24 protein-coding genes and 1 pseudogene are annotated in these 26,754 nt (G+C 69.4%); 8 read left to right on the top strand and 17 right to left on the bottom strand.

The window, feature by feature from the left end; translation table 11 throughout:
• A pseudogene (locus B8W67_RS14390) lies at positions 1–120 on the top strand (4-hydroxy-2-oxovalerate aldolase); the annotation flags it as partial.
• A gap of 14 nt (positions 121–134) precedes the next feature.
• On the opposite strand, the gene B8W67_RS14385 reads toward B8W67_RS14390, so the two are convergent.
• From B8W67_RS14385 to B8W67_RS14335, 11 genes are all read right to left on the bottom strand, one after another.
• On the bottom strand, positions 135–734 hold the full coding sequence (locus B8W67_RS14385; protein ID WP_069393711.1) for a TetR/AcrR family transcriptional regulator: 600 nt from the start codon (positions 732–734) through the stop codon (positions 135–137).
• Between the two features lie 28 nt (positions 735–762).
• Positions 763–1,839, bottom strand: coding sequence for a hypothetical protein (locus B8W67_RS14380; RefSeq protein ID WP_069393714.1), 1,077 nt, complete (start codon positions 1,837–1,839; stop codon positions 763–765).
• A 130-nt stretch (positions 1,840–1,969) separates the two neighbouring features.
• A complete protein-coding gene (locus tag B8W67_RS14375) occupies positions 1,970–2,971 on the bottom strand; it encodes an alpha/beta hydrolase (protein ID WP_069393710.1) in 1,002 nt (333 codons plus the stop codon).
• Positions 2,968–3,852 (bottom strand): SDR family NAD(P)-dependent oxidoreductase, encoded by an 885-nt coding sequence (locus tag B8W67_RS14370; RefSeq protein ID WP_069393709.1) that lies wholly within the window; start codon positions 3,850–3,852, stop codon positions 2,968–2,970. Before B8W67_RS14370 ends, B8W67_RS14375 begins: the two co-directional genes overlap by 4 nt.
• Positions 3,849–4,322, bottom strand: a complete 474-nt coding sequence (locus B8W67_RS14365; protein ID WP_174254755.1) for a nuclear transport factor 2 family protein — start codon at positions 4,320–4,322, stop codon at positions 3,849–3,851. Before B8W67_RS14365 ends, B8W67_RS14370 begins: the two co-directional genes overlap by 4 nt.
• Before the next feature lie 96 nt (positions 4,323–4,418).
• On the bottom strand, positions 4,419–5,474 hold the full coding sequence (locus tag B8W67_RS14360) for an acyl-CoA dehydrogenase family protein (protein ID WP_069393708.1): 1,056 nt from the start codon (positions 5,472–5,474) through the stop codon (positions 4,419–4,421).
• Complete coding sequence (locus B8W67_RS14355; RefSeq protein ID WP_069393712.1) at positions 5,471–6,622, bottom strand: acyl-CoA dehydrogenase family protein; 1,152 nt, start codon at positions 6,620–6,622, stop codon at positions 5,471–5,473. The genes B8W67_RS14360 and B8W67_RS14355 overlap by 4 nt, the downstream gene beginning before the upstream one ends.
• Positions 6,622–7,404 (bottom strand): crotonase/enoyl-CoA hydratase family protein, encoded by a 783-nt coding sequence (locus B8W67_RS14350; RefSeq protein ID WP_069393707.1) that lies wholly within the window; start codon positions 7,402–7,404, stop codon positions 6,622–6,624. The genes B8W67_RS14355 and B8W67_RS14350 overlap by 1 nt, the downstream gene beginning before the upstream one ends.
• On the bottom strand, positions 7,401–8,819 hold the full coding sequence (locus tag B8W67_RS14345) for an aldehyde dehydrogenase family protein (protein ID WP_069393706.1): 1,419 nt from the start codon (positions 8,817–8,819) through the stop codon (positions 7,401–7,403). Before B8W67_RS14345 ends, B8W67_RS14350 begins: the two co-directional genes overlap by 4 nt.
• Before the next feature lie 17 nt (positions 8,820–8,836).
• Entirely contained in the window at positions 8,837–9,946 is a 1,110-nt protein-coding gene (locus B8W67_RS14340) for a zinc-binding dehydrogenase (protein ID WP_069393705.1), read from the bottom strand.
• A 20-nt stretch (positions 9,947–9,966) separates the two neighbouring features.
• Positions 9,967–11,601, bottom strand: a complete 1,635-nt coding sequence (locus B8W67_RS14335) for an acyl-CoA synthetase (RefSeq protein ID WP_085304628.1) — start codon at positions 11,599–11,601, stop codon at positions 9,967–9,969.
• A 117-nt stretch (positions 11,602–11,718) separates the two neighbouring features.
• On the opposite strand from B8W67_RS14335, the gene B8W67_RS14330 reads away from it, so the two are divergent.
• Together B8W67_RS14330 and B8W67_RS14325 are read left to right on the top strand one after the other, a co-directional pair.
• The gene (locus B8W67_RS14330) at positions 11,719–13,644 is read left to right on the top strand and encodes a flavin-containing monooxygenase (RefSeq protein WP_085304626.1); all 1,926 of its coding nucleotides are present in this window, start codon (positions 11,719–11,721) and stop codon (positions 13,642–13,644) included.
• Positions 13,641–14,528 carry an SDR family NAD(P)-dependent oxidoreductase gene (locus tag B8W67_RS14325; protein WP_069393703.1) on the top strand — a complete coding sequence of 296 codons (888 nt, stop codon included), beginning with the start codon at positions 13,641–13,643 and terminating at the stop codon, positions 14,526–14,528. Before B8W67_RS14330 ends, B8W67_RS14325 begins: the two co-directional genes overlap by 4 nt.
• Before the next feature lie 6 nt (positions 14,529–14,534).
• Here the strand turns inward: B8W67_RS14325 and B8W67_RS14320 are convergent, their stop codons facing one another.
• Positions 14,535–15,158, bottom strand: coding sequence for a Dabb family protein (locus B8W67_RS14320; protein ID WP_069393702.1), 624 nt, complete (start codon positions 15,156–15,158; stop codon positions 14,535–14,537).
• Positions 15,151–15,528 carry a hypothetical protein gene (locus tag B8W67_RS14315; protein ID WP_085304625.1) on the bottom strand — a complete coding sequence of 126 codons (378 nt, stop codon included), beginning with the start codon at positions 15,526–15,528 and terminating at the stop codon, positions 15,151–15,153. The genes B8W67_RS14320 and B8W67_RS14315 overlap by 8 nt, the downstream gene beginning before the upstream one ends.
• A gap of 101 nt (positions 15,529–15,629) precedes the next feature.
• On the opposite strand from B8W67_RS14315, the gene B8W67_RS14310 reads away from it, so the two are divergent.
• Positions 15,630–16,919, top strand: a complete 1,290-nt coding sequence (locus B8W67_RS14310; RefSeq protein ID WP_069393700.1) for an NADH:flavin oxidoreductase — start codon at positions 15,630–15,632, stop codon at positions 16,917–16,919.
• On the opposite strand, the gene B8W67_RS14305 is transcribed toward B8W67_RS14310, so the two are convergent.
• From B8W67_RS14305 to B8W67_RS14290, 4 genes are all read right to left on the bottom strand, one after another.
• On the bottom strand, positions 16,839–17,801 hold the full coding sequence (locus tag B8W67_RS14305; protein WP_234806763.1) for a LipP1 family hormone-sensitive lipase: 963 nt from the start codon (positions 17,799–17,801) through the stop codon (positions 16,839–16,841). The two genes, B8W67_RS14310 and B8W67_RS14305, sit on opposite strands and share 81 nt — an antisense overlap.
• Positions 17,798–18,682: an IclR family transcriptional regulator gene (locus B8W67_RS14300; RefSeq protein WP_069393698.1), complete on the bottom strand. Its 885-nt coding sequence runs from the start codon at positions 18,680–18,682 to the stop codon at positions 17,798–17,800. The genes B8W67_RS14305 and B8W67_RS14300 overlap by 4 nt, the downstream gene beginning before the upstream one ends.
• 137 nt (positions 18,683–18,819) lie before the next feature.
• Entirely contained in the window at positions 18,820–19,734 is a 915-nt protein-coding gene (locus B8W67_RS14295; protein ID WP_085304623.1) for a VOC family protein, read from the bottom strand.
• Positions 19,735–19,744: 10 nt separating this feature from the next.
• Complete coding sequence (locus B8W67_RS14290) at positions 19,745–20,926, bottom strand: acyl-CoA dehydrogenase family protein (RefSeq protein ID WP_069393696.1); 1,182 nt, start codon at positions 20,924–20,926, stop codon at positions 19,745–19,747.
• A gap of 171 nt (positions 20,927–21,097) precedes the next feature.
• Between B8W67_RS14290 and B8W67_RS14285 the strand changes: the two genes are divergently transcribed.
• The 4 genes from B8W67_RS14285 (at position 21,098) to B8W67_RS14270 (ending at position 26,630) form a co-directional block, all read left to right on the top strand.
• Positions 21,098–22,711 (top strand): flavin-containing monooxygenase, encoded by a 1,614-nt coding sequence (locus B8W67_RS14285; RefSeq protein WP_174254796.1) that lies wholly within the window; start codon positions 21,098–21,100, stop codon positions 22,709–22,711.
• A 255-nt stretch (positions 22,712–22,966) separates the two neighbouring features.
• Complete coding sequence (locus tag B8W67_RS21550; protein ID WP_085304620.1) at positions 22,967–23,785, top strand: PE family protein; 819 nt, start codon at positions 22,967–22,969, stop codon at positions 23,783–23,785.
• A gap of 14 nt (positions 23,786–23,799) precedes the next feature.
• Entirely contained in the window at positions 23,800–25,023 is a 1,224-nt protein-coding gene (locus B8W67_RS21545; RefSeq protein ID WP_069393693.1) for a PPE family protein, read from the top strand.
• Between the two features lie 53 nt (positions 25,024–25,076).
• Positions 25,077–26,630: an LCP family protein gene (locus tag B8W67_RS14270; RefSeq protein WP_085304618.1), complete on the top strand. Its 1,554-nt coding sequence runs from the start codon at positions 25,077–25,079 to the stop codon at positions 26,628–26,630.
• The last annotated feature ends 124 nt before the right edge of the window (positions 26,631–26,754 follow it).

The raw sequence follows: 26,754 nt of genomic DNA, 5'->3' as shown, positions 1-26,754 counted from the left end.
GGTGTGCCCGCCCACGAACTGCTCCACCGCGCCGGACAGCGCAAACTCATCGGCGGCCAGGAAGACCAACTCATCGAAATCGCCCTGGAAATCCAACGCGAAGGGGCCCAAGCCCCATAGCTTGGGCGGTGACCTCATGGTCCGGTGACCGCCGGGTGCGCTGCCGCCCGGCGCGCGGCGGTCTCGCGGATCGCGGCGATGGCGTGTCCGAGCCGCTGGTGCAGATCATCCTGGGTGGCCCGGTTCTGGGCGACCGCGAGAGCGGAGGCGATCCACACGTCGGTGACCAGTTCGGCGACGTGTCGGTCGTGATCCAACGGCCGAGGCCGGTCGCGGCTCAAGGCTTCGGTGAAGATCCGCATCAACGTCGCTCGCACCAGTTCAGCGGTGCGTGCCGCGGCCCCGGTCGCGTGCAGATAGGACCGAGCCATCGAATCGGCGCGCCGCGGTGTCAGCGGAAGCTGATCGGTGATGGCCTCGATGGTGCGCAGCAGTCGCCGGTAGGGATCGTCGGCGTCGACCGTGGTGACCCCGCCCTCGTCGGCGAAACACTCCAGCCAGTCCAGCAGGCACTCCAGCAGCAGACCGTCCTTGGACGGAAAATGGCTGTAGACGGTGCTCGTGACGACCCCGGCGGCGTCGGCGACCTCCCGGATCCGCACCTCCCGGTAGCCGTTGCCGGCGTGGCGCAGTGCCGCGGTCAGAATCCGGTCACGCCGGTCGCTTTGATCCATCGGGGTCACCGGGCTCGGCGACGCCCGGTCACGCCAACTGGAATGCGCTCGGGAATGCCCCCTCCGGGTAGATCGCCGGCCCACCGAGGTCGTAGCCGGCGTTGAGCGCATTGATGAACTGCGGGTCGTGCAGCGGTTCGGCCGGGATGTCGATTTTGGTTCCGCTCTTGGCGAGGTCATCGACCATCATGTCGATCGCCTTGTCGATGGTCAGGTCGTCGGAGCCGTCCATGTTCTTGCGCAGCTCGTCGTAGTCCTCGAAGACCTCCGCCGACCAGTGCACCAGGAACCGGAGTTCGTCGGTGTGGTGCCGGGCGATCACCTGCTCGCCGTTCTTCAAAAGCCAGTGCTCGCGAGATGCGGGATCACCGCCGAACACCGTGTCGAACGAGAGTCCTTCGGGGACCTGCTGATCCAACGGCCCGTTGGCTTCGCCCCGGTGGACCAGCATCTCGTTCTGGACGACGACGCCACGGTTGTAGACCGGCGGCATGATGCGCTGAGGCTGCTTCAACGGCCCCTCCGGCCAGTAGGTGAACCCGCTGGTGCCATCCAGGGAGAACCAGGTGATCACCTGGGCCATCTTGATGAGGTAGTCCTGGAACAGGCCCGACTTGCCCATCACGCTGACCAGCCAGGTGGGTGCGTTCTCATAGCGGATGCCACGGAAGCTCGGCGAGTCCAGGTGGCCGGGGTCCCGGTTGGCGCACGGGCCGTTGATGTTGAACAGCATCATCTGCGGCTTGGCGTAGTCGGCTTTCCAGTACGACTTGGCCATCTCCACGAAGTCGGGGTTGTAGAAGCAGTCCTGCACCTCCGGGTACAGCGCCGTGCCGTAGTTGGCGAGGAACCCGCGGAACGTGGGTGTGAGGAACAGATCCAGGGTGGGGGTGAACCCTTCCGGAAAACGACCGCTCATCGTGGCGATCAACTCGTCGGGCGAGGCGAAGTGCTGCGCGATTATCAACCGCCACGGCCCCTCCCGGTGCACGATGTCGAGCAGCCGGTTGCGCTGGTCGTCGGTGTAGACGTCGGTGATTTCCCGCGGAGGCGCGGCGGGCCGCAGAATGTCGGACAATTCCATGCGCCGCTCTTCGGTGAGCATCGGGGCGACTCCTTCGTAATCGTTGCAGTCCGGCTCCGGCCAGCTGTAGGCCAGCGTTGCGCCATCGTTGCCGTCGATTGTGCGCCGCGTCACCTCATGTCCCGACGCCCGGATTCCAGCCACCGGGAGGTTAATCGGGCTGGCCGGGTGGGCGCTGCGCCGACGCGCGCGGCGCGGCGAACGGCAGGGGGTGGGCGAACTTCGCCCGCAGCAGCGCTCCGATCTCGGCCATGGCGAGCCGACCGCGCGCGGTGGCGCCGTAGCGCATCAAAAACCCGTGGTACATGCCCGGATAGCGGGTGACGGTGGTCTGCACGCCGGCGGCGCGCAACCGGTGGCCGTAGCGTTCGCCCCAGTCGCGGATCGGGTCGCACGCACCGGTGACCACGACGGCGGGCGGCAGTCCGGAGAGGTCGGTCGCATAGGCGGGCACCCGGTAGCAATCGTGGGAGCCGCCGGCGCCGGTGTCGGCCAGTTCGTGCAGGTAGACGATGTCGTCGTGGCCCAGCATGGGGGCGTCGCGCAGCGCGGTGATCGAGTCCGCCGCCATGTCCCGGTCCACGCCGGGATACAGCAGCACCTGCGCGAAGATCTCCGGCCCGCGGTGGTCGCGGGCGGCGAGGGCCACCGCCGCGGCCAACCCGCCCCCGGCGCTGTCGCCGGCCACGACCAGGCGTTCGGTGTCGAGGCCGAGTGACCCGCCGTGGGCGCTGAGCCACGCGGTCACCACGTAGGCGTCGTCGAACTGTGCCGGCGGTGGATACTCCGGCGCCAACCGGTAGTCCACGGCGGCCACGACGGCACCGGACTCGTGCGCCAAGCCCCGCGCGAGCGGCTCGAACGACCGGTTGGAGCCCATCACCAGCCCACCGCCGTGCAGGTACACCATGATCGGGCTGGGGTCGTCGCCGGCCGGCACCGGGCGGTACAGCCGCACCGGGATGTCGCGCGCCCCGGACGGCACGCCGATGTCGGTGATCTCGCTCATCGCCGGCATATCGGTGGGCGGCGGCGCGGATTCGATCGACTCCCGCACCGCGTGCAGACCGCGCTGCCGCATCGGCACCGGCGGCCCGAACGCCGCCACCCGCTGGGCGGCGTCGGGGTCCAACTCGGGTCGCCGGTCGGTCATCGCCGGTCTCGGCGCGGGTCGAACCGCTGCTCGGTGCGCAGGCGCGGCGGGGTCTGTTCGGTCAGGGTCCGGGCCCGTTCGGTCATCGCCGAGGCCACGTAGTCCGGCTGGGTCAGCAGGTAGAAGCGGCCCGCGGCGGACTGGTCGAAGATGCGCGCGGCGGCGTCGAGGGGATCCATCGCCTCGGCCTTGATGTCGAGCATCGCGGCCCGGTGGCCTTCCGCGGCGGCCGCGTCGACACCGGCTTGCTCGGCGTCGACCCCGCCGGCGGCCTCGAAGATGTTGGAGCGGACCGCGCCCGGCAGGACGGCCTGAACGGTGATGAGGTCGGCGTGCCCGGCCATCTCCACCTCCAGGCGCAGACATTCGGTCAACGCCAGCACCGCGTGTTTGCTGACGATGTAGGGCGCCTGCAGGGGAACGGCGGCGACACCACCGATCGACGACATGTTCCACACCCACGCCGTGGTGGCGGCGGCGATCATCTTCGGCAGGAAGGCGCGCACCCCGTGGTAGACGCCGCCGACGTTGATGTCCATGACCTTGTTCCAGTTCGCCACCGGGGTGTCCCACAGGTAGCCGAACTGCTCGATGCCGGCGTTGTTGACCAACAGCCGCACCGGACCGAGCTCGCTGTAGGTCCGCTGCGCCAGGTCGGCCACGGCGTCGGGGTCGCGCACATCGCAGACCGACGCCACGGCGGTGCCGCCGGCCGCGGTGATCTCCTCGCCGAGGCGCTCCACAGCCGCACCGTCGACGTCGGCCAGGACGACGGTCATTCCGAGGCGGTGTGCGTGGCGGGCCAGCCCGGCACCGATCCCGGCCCCGGCGCCGGTGATGACGGCGACGCCGCCGCCGAAGTTCTCCTCGGCCGGACTCACGGGGTGGCGGCGGCGATTTCGCTCAGCGGCACCGAATCGGTGACGTCGAGCACGACGTCCATCTTCGTGAACTGCAGCGTTGAGCCGGCACGGCGCACACCGATCTCGACGACACCGCTGGACACGGCGAACGGAACGAAGTTGGTCACCTGGTTGACCAGCAGGTAGTGCCGCGCGTACGTCACGTCCCCGTCGGTGCCGGTGATGTGGAGGTTGGTGGAGTGATGCCGCAACGGCGACGGGCTCTCCTGGCGATGCTCGGTCAGCCAGGGGCCGATGGCCGCCGCGCCGGACAGGTCGGCGGTCAGGGTCTCCTCGAACGGGCATGACCCGGAATCGCTGCGGCTCGCGTAGTGGGCATCCTCGGCGAACGCTGCGGTGATCTCCTCGTAGTGCGCCTCGTCGTAGTGGAACCAGAAGGCGCCGAGGAAGTTTTGCAGTTCGGTCAGCGTGATGACGGCTTCGCTCACAGTGGTGTCCTTCGTCGGTGTGGTGGGTCGGTGTGCACAGTGAACCGCGGGGACGCGCGGGGTGGCACCGCGGTGCCCGATCAGTGGAACGCTTGATCAGTCGGCGATCAGGCTCCACAACCCGGCGGGTCCGGCGGCCAGCGCCGCATCGGTGAGCCGGGCATCCCAGGACCGGACGGAACCGAACTCCGATCGCCAGGCCAACGCGGCGCGGGTGAACTCCGGCAGCCGGTGTTCGCGGGTGGTTCCGATCGCCCCGACCGCCTGGTGTGCGTTGCGGGTCACCGTCGAGGCGGCATGGCCGGTGCACGACCGTGCCGCCGCGACGAGGAACTCGAGCTTGTCGAGCTTGTCTGGGGCCCATTCACTGGCCACCGCGGCCGCCAGGGCGGCCTCGGTGGCGGCGCGGGCCAGGGCGGCTTCGGCGGCGATGTCGGCGACCATGTGTTGCACCGCCTGGAATTTCGACACCGGGCGCCCGAACTGCAGGCGTTGTGACGTGTACTCGACCACCAGGGCCAGGGCGGCGTCCATGGCCGCGCAGACCTGCACCGACCGCACCAGCGCCGACTTGAGGCCCAGCGTGTGCACCGCGGCGGGCGCCACCGGCGCACCGGTCAACGCGGCGGTCTCGACGCCGATGTCGTCGCGGGGCTCACCGATCAGATTGACGCCACGGCTGATCTGCACGCGCCGGTCGTCGACGTCGAGGTCGGCGAGCCGGTAGTCGGCGCCGTCGCGCCACACGACGACCACCCGGTCGACCGCCGAGGCCCACGGCACCCGCCGGGCCGTCCCGGCGCCGTCGACGACGCACACCGTTCGCGCCGCCGCGTCGCCGGGCAACCCGGCGGTCTCCAGCAGCCAGCAGGCGAGCAGGTCATGCTCGGCGACGGGGATCCGGATGCCGTGGCGAACCGCGGCGGCCAGCAGTTCGGCGGCCTGCGGCCAGCCCGCGCCGCTGCCCCCGGATTCTTGCGCGCCGGTCAGCCGCAGCAGCCCGAGCCCGTCGAGGCGTTGCCACAGCGCCGCGTCGCCCACCACCGGGCCGGTCTGCTCCCGGGTGCGCCGGTGCTCGGCGAAGACGCCGTCCATCATCGCGATCAGGTCGGGGTCCACGCCCAGATCCGTGCTGAACTCGGTGGCGGTCATCGCATCCCCAATCCCCTGGCGATCACCCCGCGCAGCACCTCGTTGGTGCCCCCGCGCAGGGTGAATCCGGGTCGTTGGTCGACCGCGGCGGCCACCATGTCGGTCAGGCCCGGCGCGGCGGTCATGTCGTCACCGGTGTTCGTGTCGGCGAAATCAGCGATGTCGCCCTCGGTGGTGGTGCCCAGCACCTTGACCACGGCCGCGGGCAGATCGGCGCGTTCGCCGCGCTCCAACGCCGTCGCCACCGCGGCCGACATCTGGTGCAGCCCGGCCACCCGGGCCACCAGCCGTCCCAGGGTCGCGTCGCGGGGAAGCTGGTCTGCGGCCATCGCCTCGGTGAGATGGGTCAGCAGGATGAAGGTGCTCAGCAGGCGTTCGGGGCCGCTGCGCTCGAAGCTCAGCTCGGAGGTCACCTGGTGCCAGCCGTCGCCGATCACCCCCAGGACCGCGCTGTCGGGCACGATCGCCCCGTCGAGGATCACCTCGTTGAAGTGGTGCTGGCCGTTCATCGAGACGACCGGGCGCACCTCGACTCCGGGGGTGTCCAGGTGCACGATGAACTGGCTCAGACCGGCGTGCCGGTCGGTGGTGTCCACCGCCTCGGTGCGGGCCAGCACGATGAACGCGTGCGCCCGGTGGGCCCCCGACGTCCACAGTTTGGTGCCGCTGAGCGACCAGCCGCCGTCGACCCGCGTCGCCCGGGTGCGCACACTGGCCAGATCCGACCCGGAGTCCGGTTCGCTCATCCCGATACCGAAGAAGCATTCACCGGCGGCGATCGCGGGCAGGTAGCGGTGTTTGTGCTCGTCGGTGCCGTATTTGAGCAGCGCCGGCACGATCTGGCGGTCGGCGATCCAGTGCGCGGCGACCGGGGCACCGGCGACCAGCAGTTCCTCGGTGACCGCGAAGCGCTCCAGGTGGGTGCGCCCGGCACCGCCGAACTCGGTCGGCACCGTCATCCCCAGCCAGCCGCGGGCGGCCAGCGCGGCGGTGAAGGACTCGTCCCAGCCGGTCAGCCACGAGTCCACACCCGGGGTGAACGCACCGGCCGCGCGTTGGTCGGCCAGAAATGCCCGCACCTCGGTGCGCAGGGCGGCGGTGGCGGCGGGGTCGACGGTCGCCGGGGCGACGAGTCGCGGCAGCGTCATCACCGCGTCTTCCACCGGGACAGACGGCGCTGGTGTTCGGGGTCGCCGTGGGCGAGTGGCTGCATGGCCGCGGCCATACCCAGCGTCGATTCCAGCGACCCCGTCCGCGACTCCTGCAGCAGGCGTTTGGCCATCCGCAGGGCTTTCGGCGGGTTCTTCACGATCCGCTCCGCCAGTTCCTGGGCGGCGCTGAGCAGGTCGTCGTGCGCGACGACCTGGCTGACCAGGCCCCACCGGTGTGCGGTGGCGGCGTCGATGCGATCGCCGGTAAACGTCATCTCGGCGGCGCGCTCGTAGCCGACCGCGCGCTGCAAAAACCAGCTGCCGCCGTCGCCGGGAACGAGCCCGAGCTGCACGAAGCTCTCCGCGAAATAGGCCTGCTCGGAGGCGATGCGGATGTCGCACATGGCGGCCAGGTCGCAGCCGGCACCGATCGCCGCCCCGTTGACCGCCGCGATCAACGGCACCTCCAGGCGCCCCAGCGCGCGGGGAATCCGCTGGATCCCGTCGATGTAGCCGTAGCGCTGGTCGAGTGGGTCCGCGCCGAACAGGCCGCGGCGGTCGGCCATCTCCTTGACGTTGCCGCCGGCGGAGAAGATGCGTCCGGAACCGGTCAGGATGATCGCCCCGATCCCGGTGTCGGCGTTGGCGGCGTCGACGGCGGTCTCCACCGCGGCGATGAGGTCCGCGCCGGTGATCGCGTTACCGGCGTCGGGCACGTTGATCGTCCAGGTCTGGATCGCTTCGTGCCCCTCGATCAGCAGGGGTTTGACGGTACTCATGCGGGTAACTGTAGAGACTTCACTTGGAGGAACTCCTCGAAGCCGACACGGCCGAGTTCGCGACCGAGGCCGGATTTCTTGTAGCCGCCGAACGGCGCCGCCGGGTTGTACGGACCGCCGTTGATGTCGAGTTGGCCGGTGCGGACCTGCCGGGCGAACCCGATCGCGGTCTCGTCGTCGCCGGCCCAGACCGCGCCGGACAGGCCGTAGGGGGTCCCGTTGGCGATGCGCAGGGCGTCGTCGGTGTCGGTGTAGGCGATGACGGCCAGGACCGGGCCGAACACCTCCTCCTGGCCCAGCTCGGAGTCGGGGTCGACGTCGGCGAACACCGTGGGCGCGACGTAGTAGCCGACGTCGCGGACCGGGTCGGCGCCGCCGGTGAGTAGCCTGGCCCCGTCGCGTTCGGCGCGTTCGATGTATCCGCGCACCGTCTCGTACTGGTTCTCCGAGGCCAGCGGGCCGATGCGGGTGTCCTTCTCCCGCGGATCGCCGACGGTGTATTTCCCCACCGCGGTCTCGATGATCTCCAGCGCCTCCTGATAGTGCTTCTCGGGCACCAGCAGCCGGGTCCAGGCCATGCAGGTCTGCCCGCCGTTGAGGAAGGCGTTGCCGACACCGACTTTGACCGCGGCGGCCAGGTTTGCGCCGTCGAGGACGACGTTGGCCGACTTCCCGCCGAGTTCCAGCGCGACCTTCTTGATCGTCCGGCCGGCCACCTCCCCGACCCGGCTTCCCACCTGCGTGGAGCCGGTGAACGACACCACGTCGACGCCCGGGTGCCCCGCCAGCCGTTCGCCGATCGCCGCGCCCGGTCCCGACACCAGGTTGACCGCCCCGTCGGGTAGACCGGCCTCGGCGACCGCGTCGATGAACTCGAACACCGACAACGGCGCCTCGTTGCTGGGTTTGAGGACCACCGGACATCCGGCGGCGATGGCCGGCAACACCTTCGCGACGACCTGGTACAGCGGATAGTTCCACGGGGTGATCGCGGCGACCACGCCGTAGGGTTCACGGGTCACCAGCGAATTGCCGATGCGTTCCTCGAACCGGTAGGAGGCCAGCGCCTCGACGAAACCGTTCGCGACCGCGAGCGGTACCTGCGTCTGGACCGTCTGTGCGACCCGGATCGGGGCGCCCATCTCGTCGGTGATGGTCTCGGCGATGGTGGGCAGACGTTTCGTCATGGCCGCGATCACCGCGTCGAGACGCTCGCGGCGTTCGCCGACACTCACCACAGGATCGAAGGCACGCTGAGCGGCGGCGACTGCGGCCTCGACATCCGCGTCCGTCGCGCTGGGGACCCGGCCGATCACCTCCTCGGTGGCCGGGTTGACGACATCGATGTGCCCGGTTCCCGACGCCGGCACCCATCGACCGTCGATGAACAACTTAGAACGGTCGTAATCATGCATTTCTCAACTACTTTCGTTCAGAAGACGATGCCGGCACGAACACTGTTCCTGCTGTCGGCGGCAGCGAACGCCTCGTTGATCTCATCTAGCGGATAGCACTCGGCGGTGAGCCGCTCCAGCGGCAATGTGGCCTGATGGCTGGCCAAGAACGTCATTGCCCGCCCCAGAACTGCCGGATCGTACAGCGACACACCGAACATGGTCTTGTTGCCGAACACGAAGCGCGACGGGTCGAATTCGAAGGTCTGGCCGATGTTGATGTTGCCGATCTCGACGTAGCGGCCGAACTGGCCGAGCATCTTGAGACCCTCGTCGATGGCCGCAGGGCTCCCGACGACCTCCACCACGACATCGGCGCCGTGCCCGCCGGTCAGGCTCCGGACCATCTTGATGCGTTCCCGGTCGGAGTCGACGTGGCTGATGTCGATGGTCTCGTCGGCCCCGAACTCGGTGGCCAACGCGAGCCGCTCCGCAACCCCGTCGATCGCGATGACCTTCGCAGCTCCACGGCTCTTGGCCACCGCGACCGCGTACAGACCGAGCGCGCCCGCCCCCTGGACGACGACGTGCTCACCGCCCTGCAGGTCGACCCGTTCCAATCCGTACATCACTTGGGAAAGCGCACAGTTCGCTCCGGCGGCAATGGAATCCGGGACGGAATCAGGGACCGTGTAGAGCACCGCCCCAGCCGGCAGCAGGAAGTAGTCTCCGTAGCCGCCGACGAAATACGGGGGCTGATCGGCACGCCCGAGCATCGCCATCGACAGCTTCAAGCAGGCGTTGCGTCTGCCGGCCAGACAGTTCCGGCACCGATGACAGCAGAAGAAGTACGGAAAGACGACGCGGGTGCCCTGCTGCAGCGGAGCGTCGTCGGCGTCGGTGCGGATACCCTCGCCGAGCGCCTCGACGGTTCCGACCATTTCATGGCCGAGCACGGTCGGCAGTTGCCCACCGAGCCCTCGCGTGGCGAAGGAACCGTGCCAGGCGTGCAGGTCCGATCCGCAGATGTTGGTGCGGCTGACCTTGATCAACGTCTCCCCGCGCCCCAGCTCCGGCAGCGTGACCGTGTCGATCTCGAACGGTTTTCCCGGAGCATCGAATCGCGCGATTCGACCCGTGAACGCCATATGTTCCTGATCCCTTCAGTTCACCGAACCTGTTGTGTTCCAGTAACGCTATGGGTGTCGGCGCTGAATCGGATGTCTTCTTCCCGCCCAGTGGACCCGAACAGCTCGCGCAGTTGACGTTTGAGCAGCTTCCCGCTGGGGTTCTTCGGAAGGGAGTCCACGAAGTAGATGTGCTTGGGGGTTTTGAAGCCGGCCAGGTGCGTTCGGCAATGCGCCACGATGTCGTCCTCGGACAGGTCGGTCCCGTCGCGGCACACGACAGCCGCGGCGACCGATTCGACCCACCGCGGGTGGGGAAGACCGAATACCGCGGCCTCTTCGATCCCGGAGTGCCGGTAGAGGACCTCTTCGACCTCCCGGCTGGCGACGTTCTCGCCCCCGGTCTTGATCATGTCCTTCTTCCGGTCGACGACGTGCAGCAGCCCGTGCTCATCGACGTAGCCGAGGTCCCCCGAGTGGAACCATCCGCCGCGGAACGCCTCCGCGGTCTTGTCGTCGTCATCGAGGTAGCCGAGCATCAGATGCGGGCTGCGGTGCACGATCTCACCGGTCGTTCCCTGTGGGACCGGATTGGTGTCGTCGTCGACGATCGCGGTTTCGACATTGATCACCGGCCGGCCCGCGGCTCCGGCGTGGCGGTCCTGGTCCTCGGGGCCGAGCGCCGAAGCGACCGGAGCCATCTCGGTCTGGCCGTAGAAGTTCCACAACTGCAGGTCGGGCAGACGCTGGCGCATCTCGGCGAGGATCTCAATCGGCATCGGCGAGGCGCCGTAGTAGCCCTTACGGAGGCTGCTGAGGTCGGACCGGTCGAACTCCGGGGATCGCAGCAGCGAGATCCAGACCGTGGGCGGGCCGAAATACTTGGTCACGCCGTACTTCTCGATGGCCTCCAGCACCAGTGCGGGGTCCGGGCGCGCCACGATGATGCTGGTGGCCCCCAGATACACATCGGGGATCAAGAAGTTGTCCAGTTGGGCGCAGTGATACAGCGGCAGCGAGTGGATCTCCACGTCGTCACCGGTCATCGATCCGTTGATGATCGAACTGATGTAGTTGCCCATCAGGCTGCGGCTGGAGTGCATGACGCCCTTGGGGTGCGCCTCGGTCCCGCTGGTGTACATCAAACGGATCATCTGGTCGTCGGCGACGTTCGGCGCGGGTGCGTCCGCTGTGGTGTCCAGCCACCGGTCGAAGTCGTCCCAGCCCCGCGGGAGGCTCTGGCCGGCGGGGACGATGGCCGCGCGGGTCGAGACGATCCCGCCGAGCCCCATCGCCGTCTCGGCGGTATCGGTCAGGTCCGCTTCGACGATGAAGCCGGTCGCACGGCTGTGCCCGAGGATGTAGGCGATCTCCTCGGCGGTGAGCATGAAGTTGACCGGGACCAGGACCACGGCGGCGCGGGCGGTGGCGAACGCCAGCACGGCGTACTGCCAGCAGTTGCGCGACAGTAGCGCGATCCGGTCGCCGGGGCCGAAGCCGTGCTCGTGCAGTGCGGCGGTCGCGCGGTCGACCAGATGCTCGAACTCGGCGAAGGTCACGCTGACCGCGCCGTCGATCACGGCGGTTCTGTGCGGGGTCCGGCGCGCGGTCCGTCGGGGTATGTCGCCGATGGCGTGGCTGCGCGCCGGCACCAGGACGGTGTCGAGGTCGGGCATGGCGGTGACTGTAGGTGGCCGGCGGGCGGCCACCAACCGACCTCCCGCTCAGTAGACAAACCGGCGCTTGCGGCGCTGGGCTTTGGCCATACTCGGCACGACGAGCGAGGAGGTTCGATGACGAGCGACGGGACCACGGCGGTCGGCGACGTGGGCTCAGACCCCGCCGAGATGCGCGCGATGCTGCGGGAGGCCGACGCGGGCGTGCTGGTGGCGGTGCTGGCCCAACTCACCGGGGACGCCACCGTGGCCGACCGGTTCGCCCCCCACATCACTTTCGTTCCGGATCCGCCGGAGGTCATCGGTGCGACCGACGAGGACACCATGTCGGCGCTGGTGGACGCGGTTGCCGAGGCGATGACCGCAGAGCGACCGGATTCGGCGGTGCCGCACGACGATCCGGCGCTGTTCGCCCGGATCGCCCCGCTGGCACTGGGAACCGAGGTGAGCGAGGAGTACATCGGTCTGCTTCTTGAGCAGGGTGGCTTCCACCCGTTTCAGCCGGTGCTGCCGCGCACCGCGGAACTGCCGCCCGATTTCAAGGTGGTCGTTGTCGGGGCGGGGATCGCGGGTCTGGCGGCTGCTCTGGAACTCGCCGACGCCGGCATCGATTTCGAGATCATCGACCGAAACAGCGAGGTCGGCGGCACCTGGTACACGACCAAGTATCCGGGGATCGGCGTGGACACGCCCTCGGCCTACTATTCGCTGTCCCGCGACATCAACGGGGACTGGTCGAGCTACTACCCCTACGGCGGCGAGTATCAGGACTACCTGGTCTCGGTGTGCGACAAGAACGGCCTTCGCGACCACATCCGGTTCGACACCGAGGTCGAGGCGATGTGGTGGGACGACGAACGCCGGCACTGGCGGGTGCGCACCGTCGACACCGACGGGGTGCACGAGGAGATCCACGCGAACGTGGTGATCCCGGCGGCCGGCTACCTCAATCGTCCCCGGTGGCCGGAGTTGGCGGGCCGGGAGACCTTCGCGGGCATCAGCGTGCACTCCGCGCAGTGGGATCCGGCCCTGGATCTGTCGGGCAAGAGGGTCGCGATCATCGGGGCCGGCTGCACCGCCGTTCAGATCGTCGACGCCTGCGTCGACGAGGTGGAGCATCTGACGGTGTTCCAGCGTCAGCCGCACTGGGTGGCGCCCCGCAAGCGTCTCACCGACGACGTTCCCGAACACAAGCGCTGGCTCAACAACCATGTGCCCTTCTACGCGAATTGGACTCGGCTGAAGTCGTTCTGGGGCACCGCGGACAACAACTTCCCGGTCATCATCCGCGACCCGCAGTGGGCGGCGGAGAATCCGCTGTCGATCTCGCCGGCCAACGATGTCCTGCTCCGGATCTGTCAGGATTACATCGCCCGCACGTTCGGCGCCGACAGCGAACTGGCCGCGAAGGTGACACCGGATTTCGCGCCCTACGGCAAGCGGATCATCCGCGACCCGGGCGGCTACTACGCCGCGCTGACCCGCCCGCACGTCGACGTCGAGAACGCCGAACCCGCCAGCGTCAACGAACGTGGCATCGTCACCGGTGACGGCCGACAGATCGACCTGGACGTCATCATCTACGCCACCGGCTATCACCTCGACTTCCTGTCGACGGTCGACATCAGGGGCCGCGACGGGGTCGAACTCGCCGCGGTGTGGGGCGGCAGCCCCAGCGCCTACCGGGGCGGGATGGTGCCGGGCTTCCCCAACATGTTCATCTCCTCGGCGCCGAACTACAGTCCCGGCCACGGCGCCGGACACAATTTCGGCGTCGAGGTGATGGTGCACTACGTGATGGAGTGCCTGCAGTTGATGGCGCTGCGCGATGCGTCGACCATCGAGGTGCGCCCCGAGGCGTTCAGCGACTACGTCGCCGCGATCGACGAGGCGATGGCCGACACCGTCTGGTGCCACACCCCGACCGCGCACACCTACTATCGGTCGGCCGGTGGACGCATCGTGACCGCCTTCCCGTTTCGGCTGATCGACGTGTGGCGCAGCCACCGCGCCCCGGTCGAAGAGGATCTCGTGATCGCGTGAGCGGACTTCTCACCGGAAAGACCGCATTGGTGACCGGAAGCAGCCGCGGGATCGGCCGCGCCATCGCACAGCGATTGGCCTCCGAGGGAGCGACGGTGGCCGTCACCGCCCGGTCGCACAGCCCGTCGGCGTCGATCCGCGCGCAGCAGTCGACCGCGCTGCCGGGCACCATCGGCGAGACGGTGGCCTTGATCGAGGCCGCCGGGGGCCGAGCGTTCGGCCTGGCCGCCGACCTCGAGGACGACCGGCAACGCACCGATCTGGTCGCCGGTGTCGTGGAGCGGACCGGCCGGATCGACATCCTGGTGAACAACGCCGGGTTCGCCGACTACTCGGTGGTCGAGACGATGCCGGCCGACACCTTCGACCGGACCGTCGAGCACTATCTGCGGACACCGTTTCGGTTGGCGCAGAACGTGATACCGTACATGCGGCAGAACGGCGCGGGCTGGATCGTCAATATCGGGTCGGTGACCGGCCTACCGCCGGTTCGGCCCTATCGCGACTACAACAAGACCGCCGGCGACGTCATCTACGCATCGGTGAAGGCGGCGCTGCACCGGTTCACCCAGGGGCTGGCCGCCGAACTCGTCGACGCCAACATCGCGGTGAACGCGGTGGGGCCCACGAGCGCGGTGCGCACCCCCGGGGCCGACGCCCTGATCCCCGAGACCTTCCCGACCGAGCCGGTGGAATACCTCGCGGAGACGGTGCTGGCGATGTGCCATCGGCCGGCTGCCCAGCGAACGGGACTGGTGGCGTTCAGCCTGAACTACCCGTGGTCCCAGGGTCTTGCGGTGCACAGCCTGGACGGCTCGCAGGTCCTGCCGCCGCTGGAACCGCCCGCCACGGCCAATCCCCACATCCCGCCGGCCGGGATCTAGGGTCGTTCAGCTCAGCACCGGGTGGGCCATGGCGCAGAAGCTGTGGCAGACCCGGTCAAAGACGATGACATCGGGTGTCTCCGGGTCGAACCAGCGGTCCACCGACGCCCAGTGAATGGGGTGCATCAGGTAGCTGCCGGTCAACGCGGCGGCGTCGGCGAACTCCTGCTCGAAGACATGGGTCCACGGTGTGGCCCCGACCGGGTCGATGACCGTGCTGAGCTGCCAGGCGCGGATCGCGCCGATGAAATCCGCCATCGCCGCCAGTTCCTGCTCGAACTGCCTCACCCGCTGCGCGTCCGCGCCCGGATGCACCCGCAGCAACAGGGTCCGGTAGACGGTCCCGGCCGCCCCGCGCGAGGTCGGCGTCCCACGGTAAGTGGCGCCGTTGACGCGGGTGATCGCCGGCCCGGCGAGGATCTCGGCGAATTCGCCTGCGCCGCGTTGCCAGCGATCGGCGTCGTCGAAGCGCAGATGGACCAGGATGTCCCCGCCGTTGCGTGAGGACGGGTTGGTCGGGGCGACCAGCCAGCGTCGGGGGCGCGTCCTCTCGGCGGCGGCGCTCAGCGCGGTGAGCACCGGTTGGCGCTCGTCGGGCGCCACGTCCACCAGTCGGGTCACGCTAAACATCGGTGCCGTCCGTCACCGCGCACAGCGCATCGACGTGGTCGGCGGCCGCGGCGACCGACCGGGTTCGCGACTCGACGAGGGCCTCGATCTGCGACCACCACCGGCCCAGCTGCGGGTCAACGCGACCCTTCCACGTCATCTGCCACCACTGTGTCGGCCCGGGCAGGGTCCAGGTCGCGGTGACGGTGTTGGACCGGTCGGGAAACCAGATGGGCGGGCTGACCAGGATGTGCTGCAACGTCATCCCGCGCTCACGGGCCCCGGGGGCGTATTCGGCGAGGTAGCGCTGCACGAACTCTCGGGCCTGCCCGGGCTTGGTCTCCACCCGGTCGACGACGAAGACGACGTCGCGACTCTGCGCATCGGACATACCAGCAGCGTAGGGCGCGCGGGTTTCGCCGGACCGGTCGTCATCCCGGAGATCGGGAGAGCGCCGTTGACGTCCCCGGCCGGGGCGGTGACTGTAGCCCGATGGATGATCGCAGCCCCGATCCCTTCGCCCCCGCCCGACTCGGGCCGGTGCGTCTGCGCAATCGCATCATCAAAGCCGCGACGTCGGAGGGACGCTCCCCCGACGGGTCCGTCACCGACGACCTGATCGACTTTCACCGCCGCTACGCCGAAGGCGGTGTGGGGATGACGACGGTCGCCTACTGCTGTGTGTCGCCGCAGGGAGCCAGCGCCCCGGGCCAGATCGTGATGGCCCCCGCAGCGGTGCCGGGGCTGCGCCGGTTGACCGACGCCGTCCACGAGGCCGGCGCAGCGATCTCGGCCCAGTTGGGACACGCGGGTGTGGTGGCACCGAAGAAGCTGACCGGGGTCACCGCGATGGCACCGAGCCGATTCATCAATCCGACGTCGCTGGCCTACTGCCGGGCGATCAGCCGCGACGAGATCGCCGCCGTCATCGACCAATTCGGCCAGGCGGCCCGGGTGGCCGCCGACGCGGGCTTCGACGCCGTCGAACTGCACTTCGGTCACCTGTATCTGCCCAGCTCGTTTCTGAGCCCGTTGATCAACCGGCGCACGGACGAATACGGCGGCGACATCGACGCACGCTCACGGCTGGTTCGCGAGATCGCCGCCCGGGTCCGCGAGGTCGTCGGCGACCGGCTCGGACTCATCGCCAAGGTCAACATGGACGACGGTCTGCCCGGCAGCATCTGGCTCGACGAGGCGTTGCGAACGGTGCAGCTGCTCGACGGTGACGCGATGCTCGACGCGATCGAGTTGACCCAGGGATCGTCGGTGTACAAACCGATGTATCTGTTCCGGGGTGATGTGCCGGTGCGCGAGTTCGCCCGGGTGATGCCCCCGGCTCTGCGCCCGGCCGTCCGAATGCTGGGCAAGTCGATCATGGGCAGCTACCCGTACCACGACCTGTACATGCTGGAGGCGGCACGGCAGTTCGTGCCCGTCGTGCAGAACACGAAACTCATTCTGCTGGGCGGGATCACCGAACGCGGGCACTTCGACACCGCGATGCAGGAGGGGTTCGACTTCGTGGCGATGGGGCGGGCGCTGCTGCGCGAACCGGACCTGGTCAACACCCTGCGCGACGATCCGACGGCACGCAGCCGCTGCAACCACAACAACAAGTGCATGGTGACGGTGTTCTCCCGCACCCATTGCGTCCTGGACCCCGACCAGCGGTATGCCAGTGCGGATTCCGCGGCTCGCTCAGTCGCCCAGGATTCTGCTGACCAGGTCGGCGACGTCGGCGCACGCCCGGGCTCGGGCGTCCCGACAGATGTCGAGTGACGGCATCGTCATGAAGCCGTGGATGGCGCCGTCGTAGTAGCGCTGCACGGTCGGAACACCCGCGGCCTGCAGTGCCTCGGCGTAGGCGATGGCCTCGTCGCGCAGCGGATCGTGACCGGCGGCGACGAGGACGGCCGGCGCCAGCCCGTCCAGATCGGCGTTCAAGGGCGAGGCGTAGGGGTCACGACGGTCGGCGGGGTCGGGCACGTACTGGTCCCAGTACCACTGCAGCGCCTCACGCGGGTTGTAGAAACCGGATCCGAACCGGCGGTAGGAGTCGTTGTCGAAATCGGCGGCCACGATCGGGTACAGCAGCAGTTGACCGGCCAGCGCCGGGCCACCGCGGTCGCGTGCGAGCAGTGCGGTGACGGCGGCGAGGTTACCCCCGGCACTGTCCCCGCCGACGAACAGCGCCCGACGCTCACCGCCCCAGCGCGAACACTCGTCGGCAGCCCACCGGCAGGCGTCGTAGAGATCCTCCGCGGCGGCCGGCCACCGGCCCTCGTCCGGCGCCCGCCGGTAGTCCACGGCGACGACGACGGCGGGAATGCGGTTGGCGAAGTCGCGACACAACCCGTCGTGGCTGTCCAGGTCGCAGAACACCCACCCGCCGCCGTGGGCGTAGAGCAGGGTGGGCATCGGCCCCGGCGCCGCCGGGCGGTAGATCCGCACCGCGATGGGCCCGCCCGTGCCGGCGACGACGACGTCGTCGACCGCGGCCACCGGCTCCGGGGATGTCGGCGCGACGAATCGCCGGCGGATCGCGGCGCGGGCCTGGGCTCCCGACATGGTGTGCACCGCAGGGAATCCCGCGTCCAGATCGGCGATGATCGCGGCGATCTGCGGGTCGAGGCTGTCGTGGGGCGCCTTGGTGGCGCTCACGCCGGCCGGCGCCCGGCGAGCTCCCGGCTCGGCCCGTGCGCCAGGGGGCTGGCCGACAGCGGCCGCATCTTCTGCAGGGTCGGCGCCACGCGACCGATGCGCGCCTCCATGGCCCGCCAGATCGCCAGCGCGGTCATCCGCACCGGCGAGGCCAGCCGCTGATCGAACGTCATCTGGCCCGCCGGGCCGCAGACCGACAGCGCGGCCACGGCTTCACCGGGGTTGCCGATCGGCGCCGCCAGACAGCCCACGCCGGCCATCGCCTCTTCCCGGTCGACGGCGACACCGCGTTCGCGGATCCGGCCCAGCTCGGCCCGCAGCTGCGTACCGGTGGCGATCGAGTAGCGGGTGCGGTGTGCCAACGGCCCGGCACAGATCTCGTCGAGCTCGGCGGGGTCGACGTAGGCCAACAGCGCCTTGCCCAGCGCGGTGCAGTGCGCGGGCTGGCGCCCGCCGACGCGGGTGGGGATGGCCGAGGCCATCCGGTTGCCGATCTTCTCGATGAAGAAGACGTCGGGCCCGTCCAAGATCGCCAGGTGCACGACCAGCCCGGTTGCGGCGTGCAGTTCGCGCAGCTTGGGCAGGGCGGCGTTGTGCAGGCGATCCTGGTGCATCGCCAGCGATCCCAGCTCGACCAGCCGGATGCCGAGTTCGTAGTCCCGGCCGTCGCGGCGCAGCCAGCGCAGCTGGACGAGGCTCTCCAGCATCCGGTGCGCCGACGATCGCGGCAGGCCGGTGCGACGCACGATCTGGGCCAGGGTGAGCCGCCCCGGCCCCTCGAACGCGTCCAGGATCAGCGAGACACGGTCGATGACCGCCTTCGGCGCATCGCTGGGCTCGGCGGGGGCGATCGGGGCGGGCGGCGCGAAGGTCGCTGTCATGAATCAGTCCTCCAAGACCAGATATTACTGATAGGCATATGTCGTCTAGAAATATGACTATCACACATATGTGCGTCTTGTCACATGATCGGACCGAATGGGGCCCCAGGCACGGGGTGGGCCGGCTGGACCCTCCTTTAGGGCCGCATCGCCGCCGGGAGGTCATCGACCCACTGGTGTCCCCAGTAGCTGTCGGCGGTGATCTCCTCGGCGGTGTAGAACGCTTCGTCCACCCGCGCACCGGCGGTGCCGAACTCGATGTCCCAGTCGCCGGGGGCGCGCACGTAGAACGACACCATCTTGTCGTTGGTGTGCCGACCCAGCGTCGAGGACAGCGGGAAGCCGTCGCGGTTCACGCGGTCGAGCGCCTGGCCGACCGCGTCGAGGGTGTCCACCTCGACCATCAGATGGATCAGGCCGGGGTCGCGCAGGGTCGACGCCGGGCACAGCGCCAGACTGTGGTGACGTTGGTTGACCCCGAGGAAACGCACCCGCACCGGCCCGAACTCCGCGGGCACCGGCACCCGGAAGGCGCCGCGGGACCGGAATCGGAGCACCCGGGTGTAGAAGTCGACGCTGGCCTCGACGTCGAGGGCCGGCACCACGACGTGGCCGAGCCCCTGATCGCCGGTGACGAACCGCGCGCCGAACGGGGTGACGACCGGGCTGTGGTCGAGGACCGGGCCGTGAAACGCCTCCAGCGCCCGCCCGGACGGGTCGTCGAAGGCGATGGCCTGCTCCACCCGGCGGTCGTCGGCCTCCTGCTGCGACAGGTGCCGGTAGGGCACGTCGGCGCCGTCGAGGGCGCGCGCCAGATCGGTCAGCGCCTCACCGTCGCGGACCTCCCATCCGATGGTGACGATCCTGTCGGCCTCGCCGGGCGTGACGACGATGCGCGCGGACCGTTCGTCCATCCGCAGGTGCAGCGCGCCGGGATCGGCGCCGGTGCCCTCGGCGAAGCCCAGAACGTCGAAGGCAAAGTGACGCCAGCGGTCCAGGTCCGTTGCCTGGACGATGACGTAGCCGAGACTCTTGATCGGACTGCTGATCATCGCCGGGCCCTCAGATCATCGCCCGCAGCGGCCCCTGCGGGTCCACACCCAGCGAGCTGAGCGCCGAGGCGTGGTACACGGTACCGGGGACGTGGATGGCGTGGGCCTGGGCGACGTGGACGTCACGCCAGTAGCGTTGCAGCGGCTTGTCCATGCGGGTCGCGTTCCCCCCGCAGCGGGCGAACACCTCGTCGACCGCGGAGACCGCACGCCACACCGCCCGCACCTGGTTGCGGCGCCCGGCGGCCCGATCGGCGAAGTCGACCTCGCCGCCGGCGGCGACGACGTCGTAGATGCGGTCGACGTTGACCAGCAGCTCCGTACGCGCGGATTCGATATCGGCCGCGGCCTCGCCGATCGCGAACATCACATACGGGTCGTCCTTGATCGCGACCCCGCTGGAGGTCACCCGCTCCCGTTGATAGTCCAGGGCGGCGGCCAGCGCGCCCTCGGCGATGCCGATGGCCGCGGAACTGATGCCCAGCGGGAACATGGTCGACCACGGCATCAGATACAGCGGCTCGGTCATCCCGGCTTCCCGTTGCGCCGAGCCGTCCATGACCTTCATTCCGTCCATCGTGCGGTAGTCCGGAACGAACGCGTCCTTCACGATCACGTCTTTGGACCCGGTGCCGCGCAAACCTACGACATCCCACGAGTCCTCGACGATCTCGTAGTCCTTGCGGGGAAGGATCATGTGCAGCATCTGCGGCGGCATGAGCGGCTTGCCGTCGCTGCCACCGACCATGGCGCCCAATATGATCCAGTCGCAGTGGTCGGTGCCGGAGCTGAACTGCCACCGGCCGTTGAAGATGTAGCCGCCGTCGACCGGCTTCGCGACCCCCTGCGGGGCGTAGGGGGAGGCGATCCAGGTGTCGGCGTCGTCGGCCCAGATCTCTTCGGCGACACGGGGGTCGGCATATCCGAGCTGATAGGGATGCACACCCACGACGCCGTTGATCCAGCCCGCCGACGGGTCGAGGGCCGCGGTCGCCATCACGGTCTCGGCGAACTCACGCGGATGGACCTCCAAGCCGCCGTGGCGTTTCGGCTGAAGCAAGCGGATGGACCCGATCTGCTTCATGATCTTGACCGTGTCGTCGGTCAGTTTGCCGATCTTCTCGGCTTCGGCGGCCTGATCGCGGAGCTTGTCGGAGAGTTCGGCGACGCTGTCGATAACCCGTTTCGTCATGCCCATGATGGTGACGGCCGGAGCGGTGTTCGCGGGCGGCTGTCCCGGTCAGCGGAAGTTAATCATCACCGCAGCGGTCCGGACCGCCGGGACCAGACCGCGTCGCCCGGTCACCGGGAAGCGGGTCTGCTGCGGCCCGCCGCCGACCCTACGGTGCGGACCGTGACGAATATGACGGACAGCCAGACCGATGTCGTTGTGGTCGGAGCCGGATTCGGCGGGCTCTACGCTCTGCACAAACTCCGCGGCCAGGGGCTCTCCGTGCGGGTGTTCGAGGCGGCGCCCGACGTGGGCGGCACGTGGTATTTCAACCGCTATCCGGGCGCGCGGTGCGACGTCGAGAGCGTCGACTACTGCTACTCGTTCTCCGATGAGCTCCAGCAGGAGTGGTCGTGGAGCGAGAAGTACGCGACCCAGACCGAGATCCTCGCCTACATCAACTGGGTCGCCGACAAACTGCAGTTGCGGAACGGAATCACCGTCAACACCCGGGTGACGGCGGCGACGCTGGACGAGGCGACCGGCCGCTGGCAGGTCACCGCCGAGGGCCCGGAGGGAACCGAGAACGTCTGCGCCCGTTTCGTCGTCATGGCGACCGGACCGCTGTCGGCGGCACTGACACCGGATTTCCCCGGGCTCAAGGACTTCGCCGGCCGGATCTATCACACGGCCCACTGGCCGCACGAGGGCGTGGATTTCACCGGTCAACGGGTCGCGGTCATCGGCACCGGCTCCTCGGGGATCCAGTCGATCCCGGTGATCGCCGAGCAGGCCGATCACCTCTACGTCTTCCAGCGCACCCCCAACTACAGCGTCCCGGCGGGCAACCGCCCGCTGACCGACGACGAACTCGTCGAGATCAAGGCCACCTACGCCGAGCGCCGGCGGCGCTCGTGGCAGAGCGGCGGGGGCTCACCGCATGTGACGCACCCGAAGCTGACGATGGAGGCCTCCCCCGCGGAGCGTCGCGCCGCATTCGAGAAGCGCTGGGATCTCGGCGGGGTGTTGTTCTCCAAGACCTTCGCCGACCAGATGACCGACCTGCAGGCGAACGAGGAGGCGCGCAAGTTCTACGAGGAGAAGGTCCGCGCCATGATCGACAACCCCGACCTGGCGGACCTGCTGATCCCCAACGACCATCCGATCGGCACGAAGCGGATCTGCACCGATACGAACTACTTCGCCACCTTCAACCGCCCGCACGTCGAGTTGATCAGCGTCCGCTCCACACCGATCGAATCCATCGATGCGACCGGGATCAACACCTCCGACGCGCACTACGACCTCGACGCGATCGTGTTGGCGACCGGGTTCGACGCCATGACCGGTGCGCTGGCCAAGATCGACATCGCCGGTCGCGACGGCCGGCGCCTGGTCGACGCATGGGCCGACGGGCCGCGAACCTACCTCGGGATGGCCATCGACGGCTTCCCGAACCTGTTCCTGCTGTCCGGGCCCGGCTCCCCGGCGGTGCTGGCCAACATGGTGTTGCACGCCGAAGCGAATGTGAACTGGATCGCCGCGGCGATCACCTACCTCGACGAGCACGGGTACGCCGCGATCGAGGCCTCCCCCGAGGCGGTCTCGGACTGGATCGCCGAATGCAACCGACTCGCCGACGCGACGCTGTTCCCCCGCGCGAACTCCTGGTATATGGGTGCCAACGTTCCCGGCAAACCGCGGATCTTCATGCTGTTCATCGGCGGCTTCGGGGTGTATCTCGACATCTGCGACGAGGTCGCCCGCGAGGGCTACCGGGGGTTCGTGCTGCACCGTGCTGCCTAGGGCTGCCTAGGGCTGCCTAGGGCTGCCTAGGTGTTCTCGGTCCCGGTGTTCTCGACCCCGACCACTCCCACCATTCTTTCAGCAAATTTCCAGAGAAAACGCCCGGTGAAAACACTCCGTTAAAAAATGGGGCCCGGGTGTTAAAAGACCGTTAACGATCCTTTCTCTCGTCACTCGAACGCGCAGGCTGAGCCCGCAATTCATTAGCGTGGCAACACATTCGTTGAGTCCGCGTTCTGCAGACGAGGAGCAGACATGTCTTTTGTCACCACCCGCCCGGAGGCCCTGTCGGTCGCCGCCGGCAACCTGGAGGCACTCGGCTCCGCCCTGGCCGCCCACAACGGCGCCGCCGCCGCCCCGACCACGACGATCGCCCCGGCCGCCGCCGACCCCGTCTCGGCGCTGCAGGCCACCCAGTTCTCCGCCTACGGCACCCTGTATCAGCAGATCAGCGCCCAGGCCGACGCGATTCATCAGATGGTGGTGCACACCCTCGGCTCCAACGCCGCCTCCTACGGCGGCACCGAGTCGCTGAGCACGCTGGATGTCGGCTCGTCAGCGGCGTCGTCGGGTCTGCTGGGGATGGTCACCGGCGGTGGCTCCTACGGCCCGGTGGCCAGCTTGCTGAGTAACGCCGCAATGATGGGCATCGGCCAGGTCAGCAACTTCGGCTCGGCCGCTTCCATTTTCAGCGCCATCCCGCCGGCGGCGCTCACCGGCGAGACCGACCTGGGCGCTGGGGAGGCGATCGCGGCCGAGGGCGCCGCCCCGGCCGCCGCGCCGGCCGCCAGCACCGCGGGCGCAGCCACACCGGTCAGCGCCGCCACCGGGCAGGCCGCCAGCGCCGGGCGCCTTTCGGTGCCGGCCAGCTGGGGCACCGCCGCACCCACCGCGGCCAATCCCGCCGCCGCCCTGAACGGGGTGGCCCGAGCCGGCGCGGCCTCGGCGCAGATGCCGTTCGCCGGGGTGCCGGGCGGGCTTCCGGCGGCCGCCGGCGGTGACCACCACGGACCCGCCGGGGCCGCCAAGTACGCCATTAAAGCCAAACTGACGCCGCGACCGCCGGCCGTGTAGCGGGAAGGACCCCGATGATTTTTGCCGCACTCCCCCCGGAGATCATCTCCGGCTGGATGTACACCGGACCCGGGGTGGGCCCGATGATGGCCGCCGCCGGGGCGTGGAACGGGCTGGGCAGCGAGCTGGGCACCACCGCGATCGCCTACCAGTCGGTGATCACCGCGCTGACCACCGAAGAGTGGCTGGGCCCGACCGCGATGACGATGGCCACCTCGCTGGCGCCCTACGTGACCTGGATGTTCCAGACCGCCGAGGCCGCCGAGCAGGCCGGCGCGCAGGCGATGGCGTCGGCCGCCGCCTACGAGAGCGCGTTCGCGATGACGGTGCCGCCCCCGGTGATCGCCGCCAACCGGGTGCAGCTGGCCACCTTGGTCGCCACCAACATCCTCGGCCAGAACACCGCGGCGATCGCCGCCACCGAGGCCCACTACGCCGAGATGTGGGCCCAGGACGCCTCCGCCATGTACGGCTATCTCGCCGCGTCGGCGGCCGCCGCGCAGCTCACCCCGCTGTCCGCACCGACCGGCCCGCACGGTACCGGGGTCGCCGCCCCGGCAGCCACCGGCCAAGCCGGGTTGTCCCAGCTGGTCGACCAGCTGCCCGCCGCCATGCAGCAACTCAACACCGCCATCTCACCCACCACGCTGGGCAACGCGGCCAGCAGCATCACTCCCGCCGGTTTCCTCGGCGACCTGGTGAATTCGACCGGCGGCGTCGGGTTGTGGAACGGCGCCACCACGGTAACCAACGCGGCGGGCAACATCGTGTCCTGGAACGTGTTCACCGCCATCGCCGCCGCGGTCGGTAACTCGGCGTCGGCCGCCGGGCGCGGTGTGGTGCCCACCGCCACCGCTCAGGGCCTGGACCTCATCTCCGGGGCGTCGGGCGGCCCGACCGCCACCCCGCACGCGACGGTGGCCGCGCTCGGCGACGCCTACGAGGTCGACGGGCTGTCGGTCCCGCCGAGCTGGGCGGCCACCGCCCCGCCCGACCTGGACGGCGCACCCGACCTGGACGGGTCGGACGGCGTGGTGCTCGCCGACGCCGCCGAACCGGCGTCGGCCGACGGGTTCACCATCCCCAGCGCGGCCGGGTTCGTCGCGGCCGGGGCCCTGGCACCGATGGCGCTGCGCAACCGGCGCAGCGCCGACGTCGCATCCCCGTCGCTGCTGTCCCGGTCGAAGGCACGCAAACGCAAGACGCCGCGCCGCCGCGCCCAGCCGAAGGCCGAGTGAGCCGGGTCACCGGCGTTTTTCGTTCCGCACCCGCACTGCCCCATACTTGAGGGATGACCGCGCAGGCCCGTCCCGCGCCGCGCCCCGGTGGCCGCCACCGGATGCCGCGGCAGTCGGTGCGCGTCGCGCGCGGCCTGGCGCGCAGCCTCACCGCGCTGGTCTCGGTGGCCGCGATGCTGGTGACCGGGGCCGGCTACTGGGTGGCGCACGGCGCCCTGGACGGCATCACCGTCTCCGACGCGCTCACCGCCGACGACCCGCACTCGACCGGCGGGGAGATGAACATCCTGCTGATGGGCCTGGACTCCCGCAAGGACCAGGACGGCAACGACCTGCCCGACGCCGTGCTCAGCCAGCTGCACGCCGGGGACTCCGACGACGGCGGCTACAACACCAACACGCTGATCCTGGTGCATGTCGGCGCCGACAACCGGGTGGTCGCGTTCTCGATCCCGCGGGACGACTACATCGCGTTCAGCGGCATCCCGGGTTACGACCACATCAAGATCAAGGAGGCCTACGGGCTGACCAAGGCCTACACCGCCAACCAGCTCGCCGAGGACGGCGTCGAGGACCAAAAAGAGTTGGAGACCCGCGGCCGGGAAGCGGGACGGGTTGCGACCCTGCGGGCGGTGCGCAACCTGACCGGGGTGCCGATCGACTACTTCGCCGAGGTCAACCTGGGCGGCTTCTACGATCTCACCGAGAGCCTCGGTGGGGTGGAGGTCTGCCTCAACCACGCCGTCTACGACGAGTACTCCGGCGCGGACTTCCCCGCCGGACGCCAACGTCTGACCGCCGCCCAGGCGTTGGCGTTCGTGCGCCAGCGCCACGGCCTGGACAACGGCGATCTGGACCGCACCCACCGCCAGCAGGCGTTCCTGGTGTCGGTGATGCACCAACTCAACGACTCCGGCACCTTCAGCGACCTCGGCAAACTCAAACGGCTGATGGCGGTGGTCCGCAAGAACGTGGTGCTCTCCGCCGGGTGGGGCGAAGAGCAGTTCCGCCGGATGCAGGCCCTGGCCGGCGGCGAGGTGGAGTACCGCACGCTGCCGGTGCTGCGCTACGACATGATCGACGGCCAGTCGGTCAACATCGTCGACCCGGCCGCGATCCGGGCGGAGGTGGCCGCCGCGATCGGCAAGGACACCACCCCGACGACCACCACCGACCACATGCCCGACCCGAACACGCTCGTCGACGTGGTCAACGCCGGTGACACCGCGGGGCTGGCCTCCACCGTCTCCTACTCGCTGGAGGAGATCGGCTACGGCACCGACGCCGTGCGCGACGCCGAGGACGGCGATCCCACCACCACCGTGATCAGCTACGGCGCCGGCGCCGACATCGACGCAGCCCGCATCGGCGAACTGCTCGACATCGATGTCGCCGAGGCCCCCGACCCGGCGCTGCCGGCCGACCGGATCCAGGTCACGCTGGGCCCCGGCTACTACCCGCCGGCGCTGACCACCACGACCACCACGAGCACGACCAGCACCACCGCCAGCACATGGGAATCCGACGACGACCCGTGGAACACCGAGCCCACCCCCGACGAGGGCCGGCCCATCGAGGGCGGCGGCGGCATCCCCTGCGTCAACTGACCCCTCCCGGCTCGGCCGGAGGCTGAAGCCTGCTGAGATCGACGTCTCAGCGGACATACGGGGCCCTATACGCGGGTGTGTGTCCGCTCAGGCGTCGATCTCAGTCGCCACCCGGGCTCCGGGG

The sequence above is a fragment of the Mycolicibacillus koreensis genome (assembly GCF_002104795.1).
Lineage (GTDB): Bacteria > Actinomycetota > Actinomycetes > Mycobacteriales > Mycobacteriaceae > Mycobacterium > Mycobacterium koreense.
This window is presented reverse-complemented; position numbering and strand designations above follow the sequence as displayed.